General features: G+C 44.0%; 28 protein-coding genes. All 28 read right to left on the bottom strand.

The window, feature by feature from the left end; all coding sequences use genetic code 11:
• On the bottom strand, window positions 1-528 hold the full coding sequence (gene traF / locus B5P39_RS22395; protein ID WP_088212981.1) for a conjugative transfer signal peptidase TraF: 528 nt from the start codon (window positions 526-528) through the stop codon (window positions 1-3).
• An 11-nt stretch (window positions 529-539) separates the two neighbouring features.
• Window positions 540-1,160, bottom strand: a complete 621-nt coding sequence (locus tag B5P39_RS22390) for a hypothetical protein (protein WP_140418347.1) — start codon at window positions 1,158-1,160, stop codon at window positions 540-542.
• Window positions 1,161-1,171: 11 nt separating this feature from the next.
• Window positions 1,172-1,363: a hypothetical protein gene (locus B5P39_RS22385; RefSeq protein ID WP_088212979.1), complete on the bottom strand. Its 192-nt coding sequence runs from the start codon at window positions 1,361-1,363 to the stop codon at window positions 1,172-1,174.
• 2 nt (window positions 1,364-1,365) lie between these two features.
• Window positions 1,366-2,025 carry a hypothetical protein gene (locus B5P39_RS22380; protein ID WP_088212978.1) on the bottom strand — a complete coding sequence of 220 codons (660 nt, stop codon included), beginning with the start codon at window positions 2,023-2,025 and terminating at the stop codon, window positions 1,366-1,368.
• Between the two features lie 67 nt (window positions 2,026-2,092).
• The gene (locus B5P39_RS22375) at window positions 2,093-2,515 is read right to left on the bottom strand and encodes a hypothetical protein (RefSeq protein ID WP_088212977.1); all 423 of its coding nucleotides are present in this window, start codon (window positions 2,513-2,515) and stop codon (window positions 2,093-2,095) included.
• Window positions 2,508-3,524 carry a trypsin-like serine protease gene (locus B5P39_RS22370; protein WP_088212976.1) on the bottom strand — a complete coding sequence of 339 codons (1,017 nt, stop codon included), beginning with the start codon at window positions 3,522-3,524 and terminating at the stop codon, window positions 2,508-2,510. The genes B5P39_RS22375 and B5P39_RS22370 overlap by 8 nt, the downstream gene beginning before the upstream one ends.
• 64 nt (window positions 3,525-3,588) lie before the next feature.
• Window positions 3,589-3,780: a hypothetical protein gene (locus tag B5P39_RS22365; protein ID WP_088212975.1), complete on the bottom strand. Its 192-nt coding sequence runs from the start codon at window positions 3,778-3,780 to the stop codon at window positions 3,589-3,591.
• A gap of 110 nt (window positions 3,781-3,890) precedes the next feature.
• Window positions 3,891-4,604 (bottom strand): hypothetical protein, encoded by a 714-nt coding sequence (locus B5P39_RS22360; protein WP_088212974.1) that lies wholly within the window; start codon window positions 4,602-4,604, stop codon window positions 3,891-3,893.
• An 11-nt stretch (window positions 4,605-4,615) separates the two neighbouring features.
• The gene (locus B5P39_RS22355; protein ID WP_140418346.1) at window positions 4,616-5,587 is read right to left on the bottom strand and encodes a hypothetical protein; all 972 of its coding nucleotides are present in this window, start codon (window positions 5,585-5,587) and stop codon (window positions 4,616-4,618) included.
• Window positions 5,584-6,096: a hypothetical protein gene (locus B5P39_RS22350; protein ID WP_088212972.1), complete on the bottom strand. Its 513-nt coding sequence runs from the start codon at window positions 6,094-6,096 to the stop codon at window positions 5,584-5,586. The genes B5P39_RS22355 and B5P39_RS22350 overlap by 4 nt, the downstream gene beginning before the upstream one ends.
• A gap of 7 nt (window positions 6,097-6,103) precedes the next feature.
• Window positions 6,104-6,598, bottom strand: a complete 495-nt coding sequence (locus B5P39_RS22345) for a type 4 pilus major pilin (protein ID WP_217895755.1) — start codon at window positions 6,596-6,598, stop codon at window positions 6,104-6,106.
• Between the two features lie 106 nt (window positions 6,599-6,704).
• The gene (locus B5P39_RS22340) at window positions 6,705-7,736 is read right to left on the bottom strand and encodes a hypothetical protein (RefSeq protein ID WP_088212971.1); all 1,032 of its coding nucleotides are present in this window, start codon (window positions 7,734-7,736) and stop codon (window positions 6,705-6,707) included.
• A gap of 11 nt (window positions 7,737-7,747) precedes the next feature.
• Window positions 7,748-9,370, bottom strand: a complete 1,623-nt coding sequence (locus tag B5P39_RS22335) for a GspE/PulE family protein (protein WP_088212970.1) — start codon at window positions 9,368-9,370, stop codon at window positions 7,748-7,750.
• Window positions 9,371-9,378: 8 nt separating this feature from the next.
• On the bottom strand, window positions 9,379-9,975 hold the full coding sequence (locus B5P39_RS22330; protein WP_088212969.1) for a hypothetical protein: 597 nt from the start codon (window positions 9,973-9,975) through the stop codon (window positions 9,379-9,381).
• Window positions 9,972-10,169 carry a hypothetical protein gene (locus B5P39_RS22325; protein WP_088212968.1) on the bottom strand — a complete coding sequence of 66 codons (198 nt, stop codon included), beginning with the start codon at window positions 10,167-10,169 and terminating at the stop codon, window positions 9,972-9,974. Before B5P39_RS22325 ends, B5P39_RS22330 begins: the two co-directional genes overlap by 4 nt.
• Window positions 10,170-10,181: 12 nt before the next feature.
• The gene (locus B5P39_RS22320; protein ID WP_088212967.1) at window positions 10,182-11,312 is read right to left on the bottom strand and encodes a hypothetical protein; all 1,131 of its coding nucleotides are present in this window, start codon (window positions 11,310-11,312) and stop codon (window positions 10,182-10,184) included.
• A complete protein-coding gene (locus B5P39_RS22315; RefSeq protein ID WP_088212966.1) occupies window positions 11,309-12,805 on the bottom strand; it encodes a hypothetical protein in 1,497 nt (498 codons plus the stop codon). The genes B5P39_RS22320 and B5P39_RS22315 overlap by 4 nt, the downstream gene beginning before the upstream one ends.
• Window positions 12,806-12,817: 12 nt before the next feature.
• Window positions 12,818-13,615 carry a hypothetical protein gene (locus B5P39_RS22310; protein ID WP_254915844.1) on the bottom strand — a complete coding sequence of 266 codons (798 nt, stop codon included), beginning with the start codon at window positions 13,613-13,615 and terminating at the stop codon, window positions 12,818-12,820.
• A gap of 65 nt (window positions 13,616-13,680) precedes the next feature.
• Entirely contained in the window at window positions 13,681-15,006 is a 1,326-nt protein-coding gene (locus B5P39_RS22305) for a TrbI/VirB10 family protein (protein ID WP_217895754.1), read from the bottom strand.
• Window positions 14,999-15,442 carry a hypothetical protein gene (locus B5P39_RS22300; protein ID WP_088212963.1) on the bottom strand — a complete coding sequence of 148 codons (444 nt, stop codon included), beginning with the start codon at window positions 15,440-15,442 and terminating at the stop codon, window positions 14,999-15,001. The genes B5P39_RS22305 and B5P39_RS22300 overlap by 8 nt, the downstream gene beginning before the upstream one ends.
• 4 nt (window positions 15,443-15,446) lie before the next feature.
• Window positions 15,447-16,328, bottom strand: coding sequence for a P-type conjugative transfer protein TrbG (gene trbG / locus B5P39_RS22295; protein WP_088212962.1), 882 nt, complete (start codon window positions 16,326-16,328; stop codon window positions 15,447-15,449).
• Window positions 16,328-17,047, bottom strand: a complete 720-nt coding sequence (locus tag B5P39_RS22290) for a type IV secretion system protein (protein WP_088212961.1) — start codon at window positions 17,045-17,047, stop codon at window positions 16,328-16,330. Before B5P39_RS22290 ends, trbG begins: the two co-directional genes overlap by 1 nt.
• Window positions 17,047-18,729, bottom strand: a complete 1,683-nt coding sequence (gene trbL / locus B5P39_RS22285) for a P-type conjugative transfer protein TrbL (RefSeq protein ID WP_254915843.1) — start codon at window positions 18,727-18,729, stop codon at window positions 17,047-17,049. The genes B5P39_RS22290 and trbL overlap by 1 nt, the downstream gene beginning before the upstream one ends.
• Window positions 18,710-19,468: a P-type conjugative transfer protein TrbJ gene (trbJ, locus tag B5P39_RS22280; RefSeq protein ID WP_088212959.1), complete on the bottom strand. Its 759-nt coding sequence runs from the start codon at window positions 19,466-19,468 to the stop codon at window positions 18,710-18,712. Before trbJ ends, trbL begins: the two co-directional genes overlap by 20 nt.
• Window positions 19,469-19,487: 19 nt before the next feature.
• On the bottom strand, window positions 19,488-21,923 hold the full coding sequence (locus B5P39_RS22275) for a TraG/VirB4 family ATPase (protein WP_088212958.1): 2,436 nt from the start codon (window positions 21,921-21,923) through the stop codon (window positions 19,488-19,490).
• A gap of 2 nt (window positions 21,924-21,925) precedes the next feature.
• Window positions 21,926-22,219 (bottom strand): conjugal transfer protein TrbD, encoded by a 294-nt coding sequence (trbD, locus tag B5P39_RS25210; protein WP_047532983.1) that lies wholly within the window; start codon window positions 22,217-22,219, stop codon window positions 21,926-21,928.
• Between the two features lie 10 nt (window positions 22,220-22,229).
• Complete coding sequence (locus B5P39_RS22265; protein WP_081990880.1) at window positions 22,230-22,577, bottom strand: TrbC/VirB2 family protein; 348 nt, start codon at window positions 22,575-22,577, stop codon at window positions 22,230-22,232.
• 10 nt (window positions 22,578-22,587) lie between these two features.
• The gene (gene trbB, locus B5P39_RS22260) at window positions 22,588-23,520 is read right to left on the bottom strand and encodes a P-type conjugative transfer ATPase TrbB (RefSeq protein WP_088212957.1); all 933 of its coding nucleotides are present in this window, start codon (window positions 23,518-23,520) and stop codon (window positions 22,588-22,590) included.
• Window positions 23,521-24,211 lie beyond the last annotated feature (691 nt).

The raw sequence follows: 24,211 nt of genomic DNA, 5'->3' as shown, positions 1-24,211 counted from the left end.
TTACAGAGGGAATAGAGCTAAGGGGCGAATCGTGCCAATGATGTTTTCCATCGGTACATCACCGAAATAGCGGCTATCAAACGAGTTTTTAGGGGCGTGATCTGAATAAGCGAAAAACGAATTATTAGAAACCGTGAACGGCGGCAGCTGGGGCAGCGCTCTATTTTCACCGTCCACTTGTAAACGAATTGAGCCCGTCAATTCTGAATTGTTGATTTTAACTGCGGGGGTGAACTCAACATAATCCCCGGACATACCCACAATACGTTTTATGATTGGCACTGTGCCGCTTTCACAGCGGCCTGTGTCAATGTAACCCCGCTCTATTGCATCCTGTATCACGGCTTTATTGGGAGGACAAAACAGCACTAAATCATTTTTCTTATAGGAATTAGCCTTTGAAACAATATAAATCCCCGGGGGGAATGATTTACTGGTATTTATTCTTATTCCGATGAAGTATGAGAGTGAAACTGCGGCGGTAAATATGCTTATAGATAGGAGCCAATATTTTGCGGTTTTGCTCATTGAAACACCTTTTATAATTCGATAGCCCCCAATGCACTTGCTTTTTCAAACAATGCAGCCAATGGGTGCATACACACATTTTCAAGCAAGTCATCTGATAGTTTTGACCTAACTCTTATGCGCTCATTTGTTTTGGGGGCTAATGACGAATAAGGCAAAATCCCTGTATTCTCTTTATCGAAATGAAACCCGTTAAAATAAAATGGAATTTTATTTTTGAAAAACCATGTGTCTGTGTAATTTTCCTTTACGCTTTCAAATTCTGAATTTATTAGCCTTTGTATATATCGACAGACAAGGAAAAAAGCCCTTAGCGTTTCTGGCGGGGTTTCGATAAATGTAATAACGCCTTTTTGGATAGTGAACCTGCCCATTGCCCAAGTATCGGCGCGGGTCGCTTTCGTTGGGAGAGTCCACAGCCCCGTAAATGAATACACGCCTTTGCTTTCTTTGGTTATGTACGCTTGCGCGTAAGCATTAAAGGATTCCGTCAGGCCGTCCTCGCTGGCTGGCAGCTTCACTACGATTGCGCCCAGTGATAGCGTGTCACCATTTCGCATTTTGTTTAATGTAGCTTTGTAGTAGATAGGTCGATGCGCTTTTTTGAAAAAAGCGATATTGCTCATTTCCAAGGTGTGACTCCTTAGTAAGACTGAAACTTTAAAGCTGTTTGAATTTCTGATTCACTTAAACCTAAATTTCTAAGCTCATTTTTGAATTCATATAATTTCTTTGTTTTTAAATGATTCTCTGATAATGAGTTAGATTGTTCGTGTCGCTTGGTTTTTGGAGTGTGAGATATAGTGCTATTAAACGCTTTATTTACTTCTGCCATTTTTAGCCTTCCATCTTTATTGTTAAAACGTGCCACTTATTAAGGTTGATATTTCTTAACTTCTCTTTTTTATCTTTGGCGCTATCAATCATCATGCTTATTTTACCGAGGAGGTTTTGCCAAGGCTTCGCCTCGTAGCTTGATAATATGGCGTTTTTTTTAGCTAAGAGTTTTTCTAAAGTTGAAAAGTCTCTTAGTGTCCCGTCAGGGTGGTAAAACATTGGGGAGGTTAACTTTATGTTTCTAACACCATAGTTAGGGAGCGTTTCAACTAAAAATAAAAGTTCTTTATAGGTACGCATGGTGAAGTGTTGGTATGGATTGCGTAGGTGTATGTCTGCGCCCTTGCTGAATAATTTTTTTGTGGTTGCAAGCTCTGAATTATCATCGATGACTAACTCAGGAGGGATTAACAGGGCTAAGGTTACAAATGCCACCGTATAGCTGAACATTTCGGCTATAGGCAGTAAATTGATGAATATCAGCGGCGCAGTGATACAAATAGAATGCGCTAAAAATCGTGCAGCAAGGTCTAATCTTGCTTGAGTAAATCCGTTAGCTAATAAATTTATCGGGCGTTCTGTGAGTGTGGTTTGTGGGAGTTTTTGCAGGAACCACAATAAAAAGACAATTAGCACCAGTATTAAAATTAATTTGGTCATAGTAGCACCTATAAAAACCCACTGCGTAATGAGTGGGTTTTGTGTCGGCCTAGGGTTTAGTTTTAGATTAGTTCACTGGGGTAAACTCTAAACTCGGGTCATTTTCGTTAGCTGCTGCTGAAAAGGCTTTGCTGTATTCAGAATAAGTTTCAGCTAGGTTCTTAGCAAGGAAAAACCGAGCGGGGCATCCTAACTCTATTGCTAATTGAGTCGAATCAATCTGAATAATATTTTTGTTTTCCAACAGAGTGATTTTTGTGCCAACTGGTTGCATAACGCACTGAGGCGACATTTTTTTAATCACTTTATCTTCGGTTAAATAAACCACGACAGGAAATCTACCTAAACCTTTCAATGTATAAGGAAAATTAAGTAGATACTCAGCTTCTTTCTTTGCATTATCAGCATCAATCTCAGCAAAGTAAGCAACTAAGCCCCCCACCGTTAAACTCCCCAACAGAATCAAAAACAATATAACCCGTCTACCCATTTGTTTTTCTTCTCGTAAAACCAAGCCCTAATGCTGCGATTAGTGACATAAAGCCCATTGAACCACCGCCACCTGAACCCGTTTCAGGGTCTGGCGTTGGAGTAACAGGTTTAGTGCGACCTTTGTTAATAGTGATTTTTTGTTCACCATCGAGGGTTACTGTTCCTTCATAGCCGTTGCTTGATACTGTGTATGTGCAAATATCAAATGGCTGTACCGTTGCGCCCGAACAAGTGCCGCCAGTGATGGTTGCATCACCGCTGGCCGTGGCGTTATCCATAAAAGCGTCAGCATAGAGGCTTTGCACTTCGATTGTTACTGAGCCGCCAGAAGTAGGAGTATTAGCCAGAGTTGGATAGTGCCAACCGTTAACGGTCGATAATATGAAATCGCGCGCAAAATAGAGGCGAGTTCCATTAGCTTGTTTGCCTGTTTCGGCATCGAAAGCACTACCCTGATGAATTCCAACGATCAGATTATTTCCATCCGTGTACGGAGCCCCAGAGTCACCGGGGACTGTTGTGCCGAGATTATCAAATTTAAGTTCTAACTTACTTAGTGGCACTCCATTAATGATATATTGAGGTGCTGAAATTTGTTCTGCGACAGCTAAGTTTGTTTGAGGAGTGTTGTTACCAGCCCCAAAGCCAGTAATTTTAATCCGTTCATCAGCCTCAACATTTCGCATGGACAAAAACTTAACATTATTTGTATTTGTTTTACTTACCAGTTCCCATAACGCAATATCGATGCCGTCTGACATATAATCTTCGTGGTTATAAACTTTTGCGACACTTACATTGCCAGTCACGGTTGTTACACCCTGTAACGCCTCTTTATCGCAATGAGCAGCAGTTAAAACCCACTTCCCACTTATGATTGTGCCTGAGCAGTTCATTTTTACCATGTCATCGTTTTTAGACCAGTCTAGGATTGAACCATTTTGAATGGCAAAGGCGGGAGCTGAAACCGCAGAAATAAGAGCTAAAGTGAGCAGAGATTTTTTCATGTGCAACATCCTTTTTTGTTTATATGCACTTATAGTAAGCAATTTTGTTTATAAACACAAGTGTTTATTTTGGTTCTTTTAACTTTATCTTTTTTGATGACGGTTTGTAATGCTCACCTGTTTGCAAGTTTACATGGTGATTTTTTATCCAACGTGTGAGTTCTTGCGGCAGCCAATCGGGATTGTCTCTTAGAAAATCGGCTTGAGCGCCTCGTTGGGTGCCGTAGCGAGTTTTAATATATTCTTTTAGCTTCATGTTTATTATGGTTCTTAGGTTATTTTTACCTAGTATATAAACATATTTGCTTTTAAACAATAACGATTATAGAACGGTGACTCAAGTCACCGCACTATGGTTGCCAATGCTTATGGACATTGTTGAGTTTGAGAAACACAAATTGGGGCGCGGGTAATTGACCAAGGAGTGAAATCACCACTGACTGAACAGGTTTGCGTTCTGGTTCCCACTTCGCATGTTTTCTGTGGGCTATTGCAATACACATTTTCGGTATTTGTTTGCCCTGCTGTGCATGATGGAGTGTTGCTTCCGGGGGCAAATTTCACTCCATAAATTGCATAGATTTTTGAGTTTTCTCCCGTTGTCGTAAAATAGGTGTCTGTTGTGAATTTGCCATTCCATGACACTGAGTCGCGCTCGTATAGAGTTGCATTACCGCTGGAGCTGTTTTCAATCGCGAGATCATACTCAAGTGGAGTAAATCGGTAGTGCTGGACGTATTGGCCGTTGTCATTGCTGCCAATGGTGACAATTTCATCAAAATTGCGGAATGACTCACTCAACGTAACGTTTCCAGTGTTTAGGCCGCTCGTTGAGCTAGATTTCCAAATTTGTTTATACGTGCGTTGTAATGTTGTAGAACCGCCGGAACTTGTATTTGGTGGCTTTACATAGGTGTTCCAGTTGTCGATAGTTTCCTGTAGTGGAATCGAATTGTTATGGAATGTTTTTTTATCAGACTCCATCGCTTTTTCGTATGTCATTTTTTCGGCATTAGCAAAGCTATTCCCTGCTAATAGAGCACTAAAAATCAATAAACTTAATAAGTGTGATTTTTTCATATTTACCTCGTTTAGTTTTTACAGATTAAAAAAGCACTGATTTCACCGTCATGCTGTAACGTCCAAGTAGAAGAACCTTGTAATTGGGCGTAATAATCAAGACCGAGTGTCCAATATGTGCTGCTTTCGGTTGCATAGGTTTTGCTTTGGCTGATCGTATTAATATTGTTGGCGTTGTTTTGAGCAAAGATACTTTTAATGCTGACAATGATTGAAGGGGTTAGATTTGCGGGGCATTTATGTTTATTTACTCGTTCATTGTGTTTACCAACAAACGCCCTTACTACACCAGTGCCAACACTTCGCTGGCTTCCATCACTATTTCTAATCGTGACGTCCTTTGCGTTGGTGATTGCGTAGTTCCCGCCTACGTCCCAATCTCCTGTTAGTGTTGAATCATCACCGCTGCGCTTAACAAGCGCGTCTTGTTGGACACCAGAATCGATGCGATCTACATATACAAATAGGCTGTTGCTGGCCTCGTTAAATTCACTCCCGGGAAAGCGACTCAAGGTTTCCAAAACGGCTTGATGCTCTAACCGGGTTGCATCACTTGTTGCATTCGGAAACGGGATTTGAATTTGTAAACGGTAACGAGGGGTAACTGACGGAGGCACAGGACTGTTAATTTTTGTCATTAACATCGATGTACCCCATGGTGTTTGCTCGGGTTTTCGGCACTTACCAGCGTTGTTATCGGTGGTTGAGCAGTTAGGTAAATAGGCTGGCTGTAAGTCGCTCCAAGCGTTAGGGAATACCGCCGCAGAGCTGGGCGGCCAACCTTGGGCTATCTGGTCAATTTGAAACGCATTAACTTGTTTAGTTATGTATTCCAGATTTTGATAAAACGGGGTTACTTGGGCTTGAATCCGCATGATTTTACTGCGTTGTTGCCAGTGCATAATGAGCATGGTTAACACAGATAAACCGACAATCATTATGACAATATTTGCAAAGCCCCTCTGGCGCTTATGTGATCTCAATTTAGGCATCCTGTGGCGGGGTTGAATGAGCGCCAATCGACATTAAATGTAATTGGCTGTGTAAAACGGAGCTGAGTAGGACTGATAAGGTTTGCATCTAAATAACCAGATACGCGCTCTAGTTCGTCAGTATTTGCAAACGTCAAATCGATATTAATGGCACTTGGTCGTGACCAAGAGCCGTTAGATTTCATAACGTAATCAACTGCGATTTGATATTTTTTGCCATTTACTAAATCGGTGGTAATTAGTTGATTATTAATTAAGTTACTGATGGATAGAGTTTTGGACGGTTGGTAACAATGAGTTTGGCTAATATCTTTACCGTAGAAATTTTTGGCGGCTAATTTTACATATTCAACCGTAGTTTCAATTTCCGCAGCATCGGAGTAATTAAGTAGCGGTCTTGCGACCGCTACCCACATCACGACAGATACCAATATTGAGCAGGTCAAAGCAATTTTTAACTCAGTTGTAGCCACTCCGTTTTGATAACGAGTCGTGAACATACAACCTCTAGAACGTCATGGTTAACGTTGTGCCTGTGGCTGTGATGGTGCTACAGCCAGTCGCTTGCGCGCAATTGCTGCGGGTCGCTGGTGCCATTGTGTCAGCGAGATCAGTCATTCGCGTTGGGTCGTTAGGAATGGTCGCTACAATGTTGTAAAGGCCGGGGTTAGAGTTAGGCGCTACTGTCCAGTTACCGCCGAATTGGTTTGTTGCTACACCGTTGTTAGCGGTGCCGCAGATTGACTCATTGAGATAATTTTGAGTACACAAGATGCCGATGGTAACGCCTGTGTAATTGGGTCTTGCCTTCTTCCAGCGGTAAACACCGTCACTAATTGTAGATACGTCAGTCTGGAATGCAGAAACCCGCATTGCATAACGAATATCCGGCACCTTAGAGATAAGAAAAATCAGTGCAATGATGATTAGTGATGCCCAAATTAGAATGTCGGTTGTAGATGCGCCACGTTGACGTTTTTTCATGTTTACAGTTGTAGTCATTTTGATTTCCTTGAGTGTAAATAAGCCGAATCCCTTCCCTTTATATTTAAAAGAGAAACGACAAGAGGGTTTAAAAAATTGAGATTAGATTTAAGTTGAAAGTAGGTTAAGCGTTAACGCGAGTTGCAATGTCCATTATCTGTAAAATAACACCTCCTCCCATGAGTAAACCGATAGCAAAACCGATAAGTTTTAACGCATCGATACCGATTGATTTAATTAATTCGATTTCTTCCATTAACAGTTCGTGGTGAATATCAGCACTGTTCAACAGTGTTTCAGACGTCCCGCCGATTTGTCCGAGTAAATAAAGCGAATTTTCCTCTGATTTATTAAGCAATCCTGTTGCCATGATATAACCGAGGTTTTTCTCCCCCCATTCAATTTTTTCGAGCATTTTGGCGATATGGTGTAATAAATAGCGATTGGCATGTTTTTTGGTTTGCAAAAGCGCTTCTTTTAACCCGAAGCCAGCCAACGTTAGATTACCCATTGAGCGTAGAAATGCGCCTGTTTGGATCATTCTGTATTGGCGATAAACGGGGAAGTTATCAATTTGTTTTCTAAAGTTGCCCGTCATCACTGATAACGACAAAAACAGAGCAATAACAAATAACAACGTTAGTGAGCCAATTAATAACCCCCAGTCAGCCCAAAAATTTCCGAATGATGCCGCCAGCTGAGATAATTGCCCTTTCTGACCTCGCGTCATAATCTCGTCTAACATGGGGAATAAATACAGGCTGATACCCGCTGATGCGGCGAGCATTGCAACTATCCCGGCTATCGGTTTCCAAAGTGCTTTTACCAGTAACGAGGTAGACGCGCTTTTTGATGACAGCGTGATAATTGCGTTTTGCACTCCCCTTGCCCATTCGCCAGTGTGTTCACCAGCGGCCAACGCCTCAAAAGCGAGCGAATCAAGCCAAGGTTTTGTCCCGAGAGAAAAGCCTTGTCCGTTCCTGATACTGCGCAAAATCCCTTCCCCAATCTTCCGCTCTGTGGGTTGACCGTACTTAATCAGCTGTTCAGCAATTAATTTTTGTTCAACACCAGACCGGGCGAGCCTGTGAATATTGCGCAGTAGTTTGATTTGTCGCTTGTGATTAAAAAGCAATTGTTCAAGTGATTTGGACATAATTCCCCGCCTCACATTTCAAAGGTTTTATAGATGTCGGCAGAGGCAACAGGAAGCAAATCATTCACCCTTCCCGATGCTGTCACCACATCGATAACACCTGCTTTTATTTTGCTGATTGCATGATCTCGGACGTCCTTAAAACCCTTGGCTTTTAGAGCTTTCAACCATCCTGCTTCGTCTTTTTTGATGATAAATTCTCGATCTTCATCATCGAGGACAATCATTTCGACTAGGGCTGTTCTTCCTCGCTCACCTTTTACGCAAAACTTACAACCTTTTGGATTTCTAAACCTGACATTTGTAGTCTCACCATTGCATAGCTTGTCAATTTTATTGAGCCATTCCGCCACTTTAGAATCTGGTTGGTCTTTGTAATGATCAGCGGCTTGTTCTGCCGTCAAACAACAGTGAGGGCATACTTTTCTGACCAGTGTTTGGTAAACCCAAAGCCGCATTAAAGCAGGGGCGGCAATCACGGCGGGAGGGACGTGCATTTGATCTGTGAGCGTGTGTGCAATACCTAATGCCGATGATGTGTGCAGCGTGGTGAACATAAGTTGCCCCGTTTCCCCCTTGCGGGTCAGTTCCATTGCACCGATTTTATCCCGTACTTCGCCGTGCATTTCGACATCCACATCATGCCGCAGTGTCTGCTTTGAATAATAACTAAACCCCCTCATTTCCTCGCCACCTTCTTTTACGGGGGTGTTGGGTTTAATTTGGATTTGAATCGCTTTTTTCAAATTAAATTCAGGGGGATCTTCCAGCGTCACTACACTGCGTTCTTCGGGTATTTCATTTAACACTGATGCGAGCGAGGTAGTCTTACCAGAACCTGTTTTACCAGAGAAGATACAAACACCTGATGGCATATCGCGATAGTTCCTAAGAACCGTCACATGCCCAGCTGTCCATCCCATATCCTCTAGCTTTGGTATCTCAGAGTTCGCATCTAACCAGCGTAAGGTGCAACGCCCCCCGCGCTTCGCTGGAACATAGGCGACCCGCCAGCTAGTTTTGCGCTTCACTTTTTTTATGTCAGAAACACCATTAATGATGATTTCTTCACTACACGTTAGAACTTCTTCCACGTGTCCGTTATTTGCATCTTTTTCTACAAAATCTGAATCTTTTTCAGTCGCTTTCGAGTTGAAAATATACGAGAACAACTGCAAGCCATAACTCGGGTCTGGGATTTCCGACAACAAGATTCGGCGACCATCGACCCGGGCATAGATGACAGTGCTATTTTCATGCACTTCAATGTGAATGTCAGAACACCATTTTTCTACACCAGATTGAAGATAATCGTGCAGTCGTTTTGAAGGCTCAGAATCAGTCACGTTTGCATTGCTAGCGCCGCTTGATTGCGATTCGAGCTGACTCAGATAATGCTCAATTTCAGATGCTGTGACTTTTTTTACTGTAGTCGGCTTTCCAAACAGTACGCCACCATTAAGCGTTCTTGACGCTGTAATATACTCCCTGATTTGCGAGATTTTTTTTGCATCAAAATCGCTAGTTAGGATGGTTCCGTCAGATAGTGCTACTGATTTTCTTTCCTCAAAATAGAGAGGTATTAGCACTTTGTCGCTTAGAACTACAGCAACAGGATTGTGTGAAGGTAACATTTATCACCTCAATAGCTTTTTACTCGGCGGGTTTTAGTCGTGTGGCCGTCTGAAAACGTAATCGACTCAGCCGTGATACCGATAACTGATACATCACCGATTTTGGTACCACGTTTAACATCAATAAGCTCACCACCCACTGACACCATGCCCACGATTTCTCCACCTGATTCAATCAGGCTTTTAACCACAATGAGATCAAGCAGTGACGGTTCTTTGGGCTTCTCTGCCATTTGCTCAATTAAAGCGGCAATTGGTGCCGTTGGGTTATTTAGTTTGTTCGCGGCTTCATCGGCATTTTTTTGGGCTGTGAGCGCGTTAAACCTAGCGGTTTGAACGCTGGCCTGTTTTTCAAAGCTGATAATTTCACTGGCCGCAGGACTCGGAACAAAAACCGCCTGACGAGATACAACTGGCTCAGGTACAGGTTGATTTAGTGTGTCCATCGAATTTAACGTTGTTGACGTGGATTCTTGGAGCGCAGGAGCGGGTATTTTAGTGCTCATTGAGTCATACGCTACGTATGACCCATACCCTAAAACCGCCACAGCTAACGCAGCGGCCAAGGCAATTTTTGACTTTGGTACGGGTTGCTTTGTTGTCATAAGTTAATCTCTCTAGCGGTCTTTATAGCGGTCTTTAGGTCAAATTCAGGTGGATCTATTAGTTCAAAAACTGGCTTCGTGTTTACAGGTAAACCTTCACAGTTTCTTATGGTTGCAGACAAGCCGTCGCCTGTCTTACCGCAGATGATCTGAACGCTTGTCATCGTAACAAGATCGGGATTGTTGGTTTTCATACGCGAGTCTCCTTATAAAACAGCGTCTACACCTTCGATAATAAGATCTAAGGAGCAAGTAACGTTGTTACCCGTCCCTTTGCTCAGGCTTAATTGTTGTAAAAAAACGGGCTCAGATTTAACACTATCTGCAATGATGCCAAGCAGCGCCGGGGGTACATCGGTAAAGGTGGCTGCAATCTTTAGGCGACTGACAGAACCAACGGGCACTGAGTTGGTTAAGCTGACGTTTGTTGCACCCAAATTAAGCAGCGCATCATGTAACCGCCGAGGATAGTTACCGAGCGAAACCAATTCAGGTTTTGCCCTAGGTTCAACATTCAGCACTAATTGCTTTGCCTCGATGTTTAAGTTCAACTCTGGATACATCGAAGCGAAAGCTTGCAGATTGTCATATTTCGCTTGCCCTTCTGTAACGGGTTTTAGCGGCATGACAATTGTTTGGCCTGATACCATCACACCGTCATTTGTCCAGTCAGGCGGTAGAAGGTCTTGATAAGCCAGCGCCAGCGAGACTTGCTTAAGCGCCGAATCTGCTGGCGCTTGAGATATAAACTCCATTGTCCATTGTTGCCACGGGTCTATCTGTTGCTGCTGTTGAACTGGATCAGGTTGACTAGACCAAAGCAAAAGCCCGATGACTCCGACCGCTAAAGCCGCTCCAACTCCGATATGCAGGGGTTTAATACTCGCACTACTGACTAATTGATAGTCAGTCGGAATGTCGCTAATGCTAATACTGATGACTTTGGGCGGGTTTGCTGGTTCATATTCCAGCGGTAGCCGCTCCGATGACAAAACGATTTGAATACCTTGGTGCAGTTCGTAAGCGAAACTGTCCAAGATTGCATTGTGCTGGCCGATTTGCTCACGTTGAACTAGGTGGCCTTTTACGTACAGCGCATAGATTTCTTGGTTTTCCAGTACATGAAAAAACAGAAAATTTTCGTCATCGATTGCCACGGTATCAGCGATAAACTGACCAACGCACATCGAGGGCAAATCAGCGTAATAACGGATGGTTTGCTCGTTTTTAGTGAAAACCCGCTCATATAGCGCGGAGTTGCTTTGCCTATGATCTTTTAACGCGCCTTTTGAATTGGGTAACGTTGCAATATAGGGTAAGTCGAGCGTGTGGATCATTGCACTCTCCTTGGTGTTAGTAGAACCAGCGTTTCTACGGTTTCGCTTACCGTACCTTCACCACCGAGCGCATCAACTCCAAAGTTTTTGCTGGCTTCTGCCGTCTTACTCACTTGCTTGATTGAGCCAATCACAACGGTTTGGCCGTAGAGCAATTTATTGGTGAAGTTGATTTCTGATTCTCGGGTATCTAAAAACTGCAATTGCACATCGTGAACCGTTTCAGAGCGTTCCCCGACTATTTTTGACAACTTGCCAGCGATACGTAACCACACTGCATCGGTTTGTACTTTGGGGGTTATCATCATATCTACCCCTTCGCTTTGCGTAGCGCGAGTGACGGATGCAGATACCACTTTATCGTTAGCCTCGCTCTTTACTTCGTATAAGTAAGGCTTGGTCAGTGTCTGTGCTATACGACTTGGCTGATTGCTGAGAGCTAGTGCTGTGATTGGTGTTTCTGTTGAAACCGTGCCTTGTTTTTCTAAGGCTTTGATAAACGCTGTTGTCCCGTCCCATTTACCAGTGCCTTTAAAGGCCATGCCGTAGGCGCTGCCTTGGCTAACAGTGTTTGTGCCAGGCACTATAAATTCTAATGAGCCTGAGCCAATATCTTTTACGAGATTCCAATCCACCCCGCGCTCTTTTCCACGGTTAGAGCGAAATTCGAGAATGCGAATATCGAGCATCACTTGCTCACCAAATTGAGATTGGAAGCTGTTCACTAAGCTGCGAACCTGTGCCATTCGGCTTGGTGTTGTTCTAACCGCGATAGCGGTTAGGGCTGGCACAACTTCTACACTGCCGACCAGTTTGTCATCGTCAGAATCATTGTCTTTCAGCAATGTGACAATGCTGTCTTTAATTTGCGTAACGGGATCTACATCCTTGTAAGCAGTGTTTAGGTATTGGCCTTCAACTCGGGTGTTTAGTGTATCTGCGCCGCCCCCTGATGACTTTGCCGTACCTTGAGATCCTAACTGGCCGCTATACACTCCCGGGGGAATTGTGATCACAAACGTTTCAGATTCAAAGCGGCTGATAGATACCTTATCGTCAGTTGTGTTAATGCCGTATTCGGTTTGCCTTGCAATCAGGTTTAATACGTCCTCACGACTCGCCTTGAATGAGAGCGTGACACGTTTATTTGGGTCTACATCACCATCAAACCAGATGCGAACAGGTTTGTTGTAATGCTCCGCGCCGTTCATCACTTGGGACATCACCAGTGACAACGGCACATCGTTAGCTGAAATACTTACCGCTTCACTTAACCAAGGAATATCCTTTTTAATCACTAGCGGCGTAGTTGAAATGGGAGGGCGGCTGATGCTTCGCACTTGCGAGCTATGTTTAACTTGAGAAAGAGTGCTAATCCTTTCGTGAACCGAATCAGCTTCGTTTTTCGTGTCAGTATAATTTTGCGAAACACAGCCGATTAATGATGTTAGCGCAGCGGCTATGCCGATAGTTTTTAATAGCTTTAACGACATGATATGTCCTTATTATTTGGTATCAACGATAAACAGGGTTTGAGTGCTATCGAGCAATTGAGCCGAGACGGGAAATCCTTCTAGAACCACCCCTAATGCCCTTGCAATATCGCCTTGGGGCGTGACTATCGGATAGCTCGTCAAAAAGGGGTAATCATTAGCCGCTAACCAGCTGGGGCTTTGTGCTGTTTCGTTCCAGTTCCAGCCATAGTCCCGAGCAAGTTTTTTAACTGCATCACTTAATGATTGCCCGTTAACTAGCGTTATTTGCACTTGGCGGTTATGCCATTGATGAATTGCTGCCAGTGATGACGTTTCAGCAAAATACAACGGCACACCAATTTGTTTAGATAACGTGGGCAACACGGTTCGGACTGAACCCGCAAAGCTCACAATGCTTTTAGGACGTTTCGCTAGTTCCTCGCTGGCCTCGTCATCGATAGACCATGCAACTGTTGTGTAACCGTCATTTCTCAACCAGCGATTAATCGCGTCATAAAACGATTCATCGGGATAAATAAACAGGTTGTGAGTGATAACAGGCGTTGGCACTGCGGCGGTTTCTTGTATTGGTTGCGCTGCTTGGGCGGCCATTTCAGTAACCGTTTCAGTGGGGGCTTCGGGCACAACCTCAATCGCTTTTATTTGGGGTGGAGACTGCGGGGCAACTGGTTGGCTTTTCCTTAGTACATCGGCACTAATCACGATCCCATCTTGTGAGTAGGTGGCCGATTCGTTTTCGATTTTAGGCTGCATTGCCAGCGAAACGGTAGGCACGGCCATTAGCAATAGAGCAAGTTTTTTAGACAAAATGGTTCCTTACCGGCTTTTATAAAAAACCGGGTTTGACTTTGTTTTTATGTGAGTGAAAAGGGTTAGCGAGACGGTTTGTAGGGGGTCAACATAATGTCTTTATTGACCATGATATTGAATTTGTAACCCGGTCTAATTTTGATAGTTGGTTGCACATCGAGGTTCTTTTGGATCAATGTCGAACCTGTTTGCGCGAACTGTTGAGTTACACCGTCAGCAATGGCGCTTTTAGTATCACTGTTGCGACTATCTTCACTAATCCCCGCTTGAGTAGCGCCTGAAATCATCCCAAGGAGTGCCGCATTACCAAATGTTTTCCAGTAGTGATTATCCACTTGATCCTCAAAACCGCTATAACCCTCAACGTCCATCCCACCCATGCCGCCGAGGTTTAGACGTGTACCGTCAGGGTAGTTAATGCGAGTCCATGCGCTCACAGCTCTGGATTGTCCATAAGAGACGTTACTGTCATAAACGCCGTACAATTTTGCGCCTTGGGGGATTAATAAATGTTTCCCTGTGGCGCTGTCATAGACGTTTTGGCTCACTTGGGCAATTAGCGCCCCGGGTATATCAGAGTTCATGCCCGAAATAAGCACGGCGGGGATAATGGTTCCCACGTTTAACTCAAAGGGCGATAACGGCACATCACGAGTAAATTCTAAGTAGTCATCACTGCGTTTTTGACTCAAAAAAGCCTCTTTTCTAGCTTGGCCGTTTGGGTCTGATTGCTGCATTTGCGGCAACATTTGATCTGCGGCCATAGCAGACGACATAAACGGATTTCCTAGGGAGCCTAAGCTAGATTGCAATGACTGAATTTTATCTTGAGCTTGCGCGATACGGCTTTCTCCGTCACCTAAACCATTTTGCCCCCCACCCCCAAGTGACGCTGATTGATTATTATCATTCAGTCGTACTTCGGTATCAGCTGAAAGTGCGGCTAGGTATTGTTGTGCCCTATAATCAGCAATCCGTAACTCTTGTTGGATTCTGCGCTGTTCTTCTAAAGACGGCGGTGGCGGCGCTCTCCTTGGTTGGTATGAATCCTCATAAGCGCCAGCATCGTCATATTCATTGTCTTGATAAGCTGGGCGCGGCGGTGGCGGCGGGGGCGTGTTAGCTGCTGGTATTGACGGTTGTTGACCAGCCAATTGCAATGCCGGGGGAATTGCTGCTGTGCTGCTACCTTCTTTTCGTCCCGAGCTTTTAGACTCGTCTTTTTGCGCTGCGGCCTCTTGTACTTGCTGCCCCTTACTGCCAATCGCATAAAGCACAATCAAAACCAGAAACCCGGCAAATGCAATCGCGATTTTAATCGGGGATTTTTTTAACGATAACCCGGTGTGATGTTGTTGCGGGTCGCCCATTGGAGAAATTTTACTCACGATTTTTTACCCCTTCAAACACAGTGGTTGTTGGTAGTGGGAATAATTGCTCGTCTTGATAAATCCAAATCCGCTGAAATGAAAACTGATTATTTACAACGACACGAATATAAAACTGACGGTCGTTAAGCTTCGACAAGGTGTAATACAACTGATTGTGCTTACCTTGCTTTTCAGTTTCAGAGACATAAACACCAATGCCGAGGCGTCTTAATTCAGTTTCAACGAGTTCAGAAAAGTGAGTGCTGGTTGACCACATCGGATAATTAAAATCGAATACAGCGTTAGCGCCGTGTTTCTCTTTAATATGCCATGCAAGATCTTTCGCTATGGTCACTTGGTCAGCATTTTTTACCGGGAAATCGTAGTAATTCACTTCTGAGGTAGCACAAGCGGAAAGTAGAACTGATAGCAAAACGGCTAAAAATATTTTCATGGTGTTAGCCCCTATGCTTTACAAGGATTGATTCTTGATCGCCGCCGACCCCCATTGTCAAAATGAGTTCTTTTGAGACTTGATCAACAATAAATCGCCCGTTAATTTTCCTGCCGTCATCTTGTGTGTAGCTATTCTGATAACGGTAGTTGACGAGTTCTTTTTGCGAGCCATTCACGACCAAAATCACGGGTAAATTGCCCTGCTCTACTTTGGGGGGCATTTCTATATAGGTTTTTACTCCATCGTTATAAACGCGCAGCGGCTTGAAATACGACTTACCGCTGACTTTGTAGTCAAAGTCGAGTTCAGGGATATACGCCCCGTCAGACAGCGTGTTTTGCTTTACTTGCTGCGCCATTGCCGCCTGATACGTTTCCCATTCCATTTGTCGCTGTTCTGGATATGAAAACGACACATAGGGCATCCATTGGATAGGATCTGAAATCAGTTTGATTTGATATAAACGTCTATCAGTAGCAACGGTCATCGTTGTTTCAAGGGCTATGTCTGTAGGCTTTACAATCAAGTTAGTGCGCTTATTCGCGCCCGAACCCGATACGGCCATGCTGACTTTCCAGCGGGTGCTATCGCCCAGCTGTAACCCGCCCTGTGCGATCATTTCCCCTTCTTCTAGCTCGATAACACAGGTTTTTATCGGGGCACAGACTAGAGAAGGTAAGGAATCACCAAAGTAATAGGTCACTCGGCCTGTGCCGTCAGTAATTGGCGTGGTCGGTTTATCAATCCACTGATTTGAAATGGTGAGTGCGCTATTTTCTTTTAGTGAAAGTGACGGGGCTGGATAGTCATCTTCAAAATTTGCGGCATTAACAAGGGGAGTAAAAATAGAGGATGCAAATACGAGAATTAAACTCGGTTTCATTATAAACGCTCCGTGACGTTGAAGAATTTCACCCACAAACCAGTCGGGTTGCCCATAAACTCTTGAGGCGTTGAAGGGACTTCATAGTAGATTTCAACAGCGGCTTTAAAATGCTGAGGTAATTTGGGGTTGCCTTGACGGTCTGTTATGTTCTCTGTCCATTCGATTTGATAGGTCGATGACTTATCACCAATGGGCAGGATATTATCAATTCTGACCGTGACGGCTTCGGTTTCAGCCCTTTTATGGGGCGGTGCTGTTTCGCTTAAATATTGATTCACTTGTATAAATGCCGGGTCGGTACTCCTTAAGTGCGCGTAGGCTTTTATGACGTATTCACGCTGCGCGTTTATGTCGGTAAAGACTGATCTAACGTGAGTCACAAAATCGCTCAACTGAGTAATTTCAAGCCGTTTCTTTTCATCCATCGGCATCCTTTGAGCTGCTTGCAGTGCTACCAATTTAGTGTCGCTCATTGCTAATACATACGGCTCAATTTTGCTTTGTGCGCCTATGTATATCACTCCGCAGACGGCTAATAAGGTTGCTAGACCTGAAATGATGGAGATAGTGATTAGCTTGTGGTTGAATGCAACGATATTTCCCAGTCTTTCGTCCCATTCCATCCGTGCGCGTTGGTAAAGCAGCGTAAGTTCGTCAGTCGCCGCTTTAGGCTGACTGTCATTTGCCGTTTCTGGCAAAGCGTTATCATCTTTCATTATTTATCCTTGTGATGTTCTTGCGTGTATTGCACATATTTATTTAGGTCGTAGGTGTTTGAATCTGATTCACTACGCCAGCGTGTATGCGCTTCTTTAGCCGCCGCTTTTTGGTCACGTGAGAGATTGTTATAACCACCGGACTGAGAAAACCAATCTTTACCACTGCCCCCGTTATTGCCTTGGCTACCTCCGCTTTGAGGTGATGCTTTAGCATTTTCTATCGGTGCGTCTTGCGAGGGGGCGCCAGCGGTTTTACTGAGTGAGTTTGCAGCACGGCCAATAACAGTGTCTTGATTACGGTTTTCAATCGGACGCTTTAAACCGCTCAGAAAGGCATTTTTGGCGCTTGATAGGGTTTCTTTGGCTACTGTCGCACCTGCAATTTTTGCCGCTTTGCCAGCTGTCGATAACATGCTGCTTTTTGCGGCTGGGGCGCTCGCGCTCGATGAGGGGGAGCTTGAATCTGGCGCGGTGCCTGACGAACTAGGTGAGCCAGAGCCAGAGATTGAGCCTTGAAAGTCGCCGCTGTCAGCGTTTCCACTGCTACCATTGTTTCCATGGGAGCGAGGAAGATCAGAACTCATATTACTTGAACCTGTTGAGCCCGAGCTTTCGCCGCTCCCGCTATCGCTATCTGGAAGTGGAGAAGTGGCAGGGTCGCTATCCGTTCCGTTTGCTTGATCCCACGCATTACGGAGCAAATTACCCATATTTGCGCCGCCACCCATTGCGCCGCCACCCATTGCCCCAGCTGCTGCATACGCCCCCGCGGCTAACGCTGCGGTAGCGGCCACAGCTTGCATAGCCCCTGCAATCGAATTACCTGACGTGCTATCGGTGCCAGATATAAGGCTTTGAGCCAGCGCCGGAACTTCCCGAACTAATCCCCAAATAACGATAATGCACGGTAAAATCAGTAATATTTGCGTCCACGTTAAATCGCTTGTGTTTAACCAGCCTTGTAAGATAGTTAACGATAACGCGACAATCATTTGCATACTGAGCAACTTAACGCCTAGACCTAGCATTAGACGGAAATAGTTAATCGCATATTCTCTACTCCATTCATGGCCTAAAAATCCCATCATAATCACACCAAGATTGAGCATGATGTAATACTGAATAATGACTAATAGCATTTCGAGAGCGATAAACGCGAAAACAATTAAAATCCCTATCCCGGCCAGTACAAAACCAAGGCCGTCAACCATATCTGTCCAACTCAATTTCTTGATAATTTCACTGGCTAATGAGTAACCAATATCGAAAATTGAGCTGGGGTGAATGTATTTCCCTGTCAATGCTTGCGCTAAGAACTGGAACCCTTCAACAATTTTGGCCGCTAAGTATGTACCGTCCATGAGTAGGTAATAAAAGAAACCAATCATCAAGGATCTGCGTGCTAATTCTGCTAACAGCTCCGTGATATTGGCTTCTTTAAAGGCCATCCACATAAATGACCATGCCCACGATATTGTGACTAGAGCGATAAACACATAAGTTGCATACTGCCTAAGCACTGGCGGCCATTGCCCGGCTGCATTTTCAAATGTGCGTAACAGTTCATCGATTGCGCCGGATTCAGGAACACCCTGAGCGTAAGCATTGGGTATCAACAGCAATAAAAGCAACGTGATCACCAAGCGCATAAGATACCCCTTAGAATTTTTTGAGTTCAAATGTCTCAAGTTGGCGAGATTTTAAAGGTGGTGCATCACCTTTTTTAAACTCGCTGGACTGGGCGGCGGCCAGCTGCTCTTTTTCATTCTCTGCTTGCACAAAGGTGCTTGTCTGCTGGATCTGGGCGCTTAATAGCGTTTCGATTTTTTGCAGTTGCCGAATGATTTGAGCGGATAGCTCATTACCAGCTTGAATGGCTTCCATCCGGCCTGTGGCACTTTGAGAGCGTGATTCAATACGATTTAAAACGCGCTCATCTTCATTGCGCTGGTTATAAATCCCGTTGGCAACTTTTAACGCAGCCCCCGCAGAGTCACCCATCGATTGGCTAAGTTGCTGGTAATGGTTTTCATAATCTTGAGGGGATATTTCACGTTGCCAATGCTGATAGCCCTTATAGCGTCTATCCATTTCAGCAGTGAGATCTGATGCTGAGTAGGCAATTGATTGGCCGTGCCGCGCCAGTGCGCTTAATCGCTCAATCTGATCAAATGTATTACCCCATTCACCGTTGGCTAGTGCCTTGGTGTTTTTGATTTGGTCATTGATCATTTTGACTTGGTTTAGGGTTTGTTGAATCTGTTCTGAATACGACTGAACGAGCTGAATGTTATTCATTATCTGCGTCCATTCGGTGCCGCAGTTAACACAAACAACAGGCCAAGCATTAGATGACGGCAAATAAGCTGCGGAGCCTAAACACAGCGAAATACTCAAAGCGATTAGTTTGCTTTTCATAAGTAAAATCCTTTAAAAACTATGCTACTTCTAAAATATCTTGCTCAGACAGAACCTTGCGCTCTACAAGCCAGTGTTTATACCAATCGTCTTGATGTTCATTTACTAGCTCTTTCATCCGGGCAATATCTTCTTTACCCCCAGCCCCGACAAACGACAGCGTTAACTCTCCTAAAGACAGGTCAAACAGTCGGTTTCCTTCCGGGGATGTGATGTAATAATGACGTTTTCGAGTAGCGTTATTGATAATGTCAATCTGACGGTCATTTAAACCGAATGTTTTGTAGATAGGTTTAATTTGATCTGTATTGGCGTTGGGATTTGCCAAGAAAATCTTTGTAGGACAAGCCTCAATCAGAACATCAAGAACACCAGATTTGACGGCATCGTTTAATGACTGGGTAAACAGACCGACCACGCAGTTGGCTTTACGCAGAACCTTAAGCCATTCAACCAGCATTGCCTTGAATATTGGATGACCAAATGCAACCCACGCTTCATCGATAAAAATAAACGCCGGAGAACCATCTAGACCTCGCTCAATTTGACGGAAGATATAGAGCAGAACAGGGATAAGTTCATCACTTCCTCTATTCATTAGTTCTTCAATCTCAAAGACTTGTAAGGTGCCGTCCTTGAACGTATCAGCCTTTGAGTTCAGTAGATTACCCGCGCTACCGATAGTGTAAAAAGTCAATGCTTCAATGATTTCTACATCGTTAGCGATGTTAAGAAACTCACTGATATTGATTTCTTTAATGTCTGAATCTGCTAAATCTTTTAGCCCTGCTTCAATTAAGTTGCGCTGTTTGGCTGTAACCTTAACGCCTCTTAATTCCAGCAGTTTGATGATGTAGTTTACGCACCATGCAAAATCGTCTCTTAAATGCGATAACGGCGCAAAAGTGACTTTATCATCGATACAAATATCATAATGCGCCCCGCCACATTGACTAATCGCATAAGCGCTACGCCCTTTATCAAAGACATATTGCTTACACCCTTTATAGCGGTTGGTTTGTGCCACTAGAGTCGCTAACAGAGTAGATTTACCTGTCCCGGGTGGCCCGAATACTAAGAAGTGTCCTAAATCATCCACATGCAAGTTGAGCCTAAACGGGGCTGCCCCTTCGGCGCTACATTGCATAACTGCGGGTGAGTTAGGGGGATAAAATGGACAGGGGTTAGTTAATCGACCTGACCAGATTGACGACATAGGTAACATATCGGCAAGATTAATGGTTGATACCAACGGACGGCGAATGTTATGTAGTGAATCCGCTGGCAGTGAGCCTAAAAATGTCTCGACAGCGTTAACCGTTTCGACTCTGCAACCAAAACCGAGGTGTTGCACTGTTTTTTCGATTTGCTCACAGCAATATTCAAGGTACTCACGATCTTCATTCATCACGATAATTGACGGGGTGAAATGCCCATATTTCAACTTACCTGAACGAGCATCATTAAGCGCCTGTTCGTACTGCCAAACCATTTGCGCCGCATCTTGATTGATTTTAGGGTTTGGCGTTTTCATTAACTGGTCTTTAAAGCTAATAACTTTTTGAGACCATGTTTTGCGCTCTTTTTCCAACGCTTTTTCAGCGTCAAAAGCATCAAAGAATGAATAGCGACTTGACCAACGATAAGCAAATCCCAGCTTGTCCAAATGGTTTAAAATGTTGGGGGTCGATTGGTCAGGAAAACTCTCAATGCTGATCGCTGCTAAATACTGTTTATTTAATTTGGGACTTAACCCCGTCCACAGCTCATTAGCGCCAATCAACGAATCAATACCAATCGGCACAAAGGGCAATCTAACTGGGCGGTCAACGCCTGTGACCATTAAATTGATTTTCTGCAATAATTCGCAGTACCAATGTGTCGAACCATCATCGTCATTCAACTTATACGCTAAAAGCCGTCTGATTTTGATGTACGACTCTAATCGGCTTTGTACGTCCCGCAGTTTGCGATTGAAGGTTTCAAGACTTTTTGCAAATAGAGATTTCTTTTGGAGGTTATCTTCAAACATCCAATCTCGGATTTTTGCTTTTGATTTTGAGGGGGGCATATATGTTACAAACATATAATAGCTACTCTCGTAACGCTCTGCGACTCGCGAAAAATAGTCGTATCGTTCTGCGTCAATCATGGCAAAAACAGGGTGGCTAAAATGTGACATTTCCTGATTTAAATACTCAGGGGAAGTTTGTCTAACGGCATCCACATGGATCATCCAGCCTGTGCCGAAGCTGACTAGCAAATCAGAGATCCGTGAGGTCAGGTGATTTCGCTCCTCAATGGTGGAGCTAGATATATCAACCCCGCGAAAAACAAAACCAGCCGTAAGCGAACCGTCTTTATTTGCAACAACTCCATCATCACAGAGAATGCCGTAATTGAGTAAATCAGGCATACCTTTAATGGATTTTCTATAAGATGCCGTTTTGAACATCGTTAATTCCTTCTTGAGTAGTCTTTAGGGGCGTGGGGAGGGTAGTAAGGTTGATAGGTCGTAAATCTTTTAAATACACGGGACATTTCTGGATCTGCATTGCCCATCATTCGGAGTAGAGGCATTCCCACAATCCATAAAAACACCCCTATAACAAAGGTGAACCATGTTTGCAGGGTTACTACGAAAATGATTACTACCAAAAGCAACCCATAAACGATCTTACGTTCTCCGCCCAAAACTAAATTACTTCGGTTAAAATTGAATATTGGAGTGCGATTTAGTTTTGACCCCATTTTTAACCCCTTAAATTAGCGTTGAAGATATACCGAACACTGAGGACAGAATGTTTGTTGCAAACACGATGACTGAAACAACGAGTGCTATGTAACATAAGGTTTTAATCAGGTTGGTAATTTCACCACCCCAAATTAGAGTGATGCCAGACCCCGCAATGGCTATAACTGAAATCCCGAAAGCAATCGGGCCAGTAATGGATGAAACGATTTTTGAGAGTGGGCTTTCCCATGGCATACCCGTATTACTGGATGCGTGAGCCATATCGGGGAACATCATCATTAGTAATACAATCGATACACCAATTAGGAAGGGAAGGTGCTTGTTAAAACTAAGCGTGGGTGCATAGTTAGTCATCATTAATCCTTTAAGCAAGTTTTTCATATAGATATTGGTTGGATTTGGAGTCATACCCTGTAACCTGAATCACCTCCTCGATTTTGCGGCCAGTTGGGTTTTTTTTGATAAAAACAACGACATTGATAGTGCTGGCTATCATTGCCTTGTTTACGTTTGGGGTGGCTTCTGAAAGAAGATCTTCTAAGCGTTGCAAGCCTTGGCTTGCGCTGTCGGCGTGGATTGTTGCAATCCCGCCCGGGTGCCCAGTGTTCCAGCCCTTAAGTAATTCAAGAGCCTCACCGCCTCGAACCTCACCCACTAAAATTCGGTCAGGTCTGAGTCGCAATGTTGCTCTCAGTAGGCGGTTAATGCTGGTGTGTTCGTTGCTGCGAAGGATTACAGAATTTGGAGCGGTGCATTGCAGTTCGTTGGTGTCCTCCATAATAACAATGCGCTCATTGATATTATTTTTTACCATTGCATCGATAAGGGCATTGGCGAAAGTTGTTTTACCTGAACCAGTACCGCCGACAATTAATATATTTTTGTGTGACTCAATCGCATCCAAAAGCGCCTTAAATTGATGCTCGCTCAATATTTGGCTTTCGATATAGTTATTCAGAGTGAAAACCCTGAGTGCTTTTTTGCGGATTGTAAAAGTGGGATTCTTTGTCACCGGGGGAAATATCCCCTCGAACCGTGAACCATCGAGCGGTAGTTCACATTCTAAAATGGGCTTTTCATCACTAATTGTTGTGTTGTGATAACCCGCGATTGCTTTCATAAATAAACTGGCATTGCTGGGCTGCATCGAGCCAAATACGCTCATAGGCTCGCCAAATTCTTCAACCCACAAATTCCCATCTGGATTTAACATGATTTCAATCACATTAGGGTCGTTCAATTTGTTAAATAAGGGCATGCCCATGTGTGATTTGATGCTTTGAATTCGGGTATCCATGACTCACCTTTTAGGTTTACGTAATTTCAGTTGAACAAGTGACAAGATATTTAGGAGTGTTATTGCTGCGAAGATGAAAAGAATGTGCGTTATTGTCATCGTTTAAATATCCTTGAGCGCAAGCAAGAAAGGCGTTAGTAAGACACGGCGCAACCCCTAACCCTTTCCTTTGTCCATGTTCGCCCAGGCGCAACTTATGAAATCCGCTGTCTTATGCAGACGTCATCGTTAAGATTCGTTAGTTTCCGTTACTCACTCACGCCTGTTGTGATTCGTAACCCGTCCACATGGAAGTTGCTAATTACATAAAATGCCCTCTTAATCAGAAGTTTATCCAACCTATTTCAAATGACTTTATAAATTAGTTTGTCATCCCAATTGATAAAATCACTTAATAATATCCCCTGTTAACAGGGGATATTATTGATGTGGTTATCTACCAAACCAGCCGTCCGCTGGTGCCGCCGATAACAGGCGGGGCTATATGCGTTTGTGGGTCATGCTCACAAGTCGGGATTGATTCCCTCACAGGCCGCAGGTGTTTCCTGCGTTTTAACGCTTATCTGGGCGTTCCTGTGCTCGGTCGCCACCAGAGGCACATAGGTCTATTTCAGCAGTTTCCGTTACTCCCCTACTGGACGCCGGGAGTGACCATTTCCACCATGTATGACAAATAATGGATGGATGGTCT

The sequence above is a fragment of the Shewanella sp. Shew256 genome (assembly GCF_002196695.1).
GTDB classification, from domain to species: Bacteria; Pseudomonadota; Gammaproteobacteria; order Enterobacterales; family Shewanellaceae; genus Shewanella; species Shewanella mangrovisoli.
The sequence above is the reverse complement of the archived record's forward strand: the minus strand, read 5'-3'. Positions and strand labels throughout refer to the sequence as shown.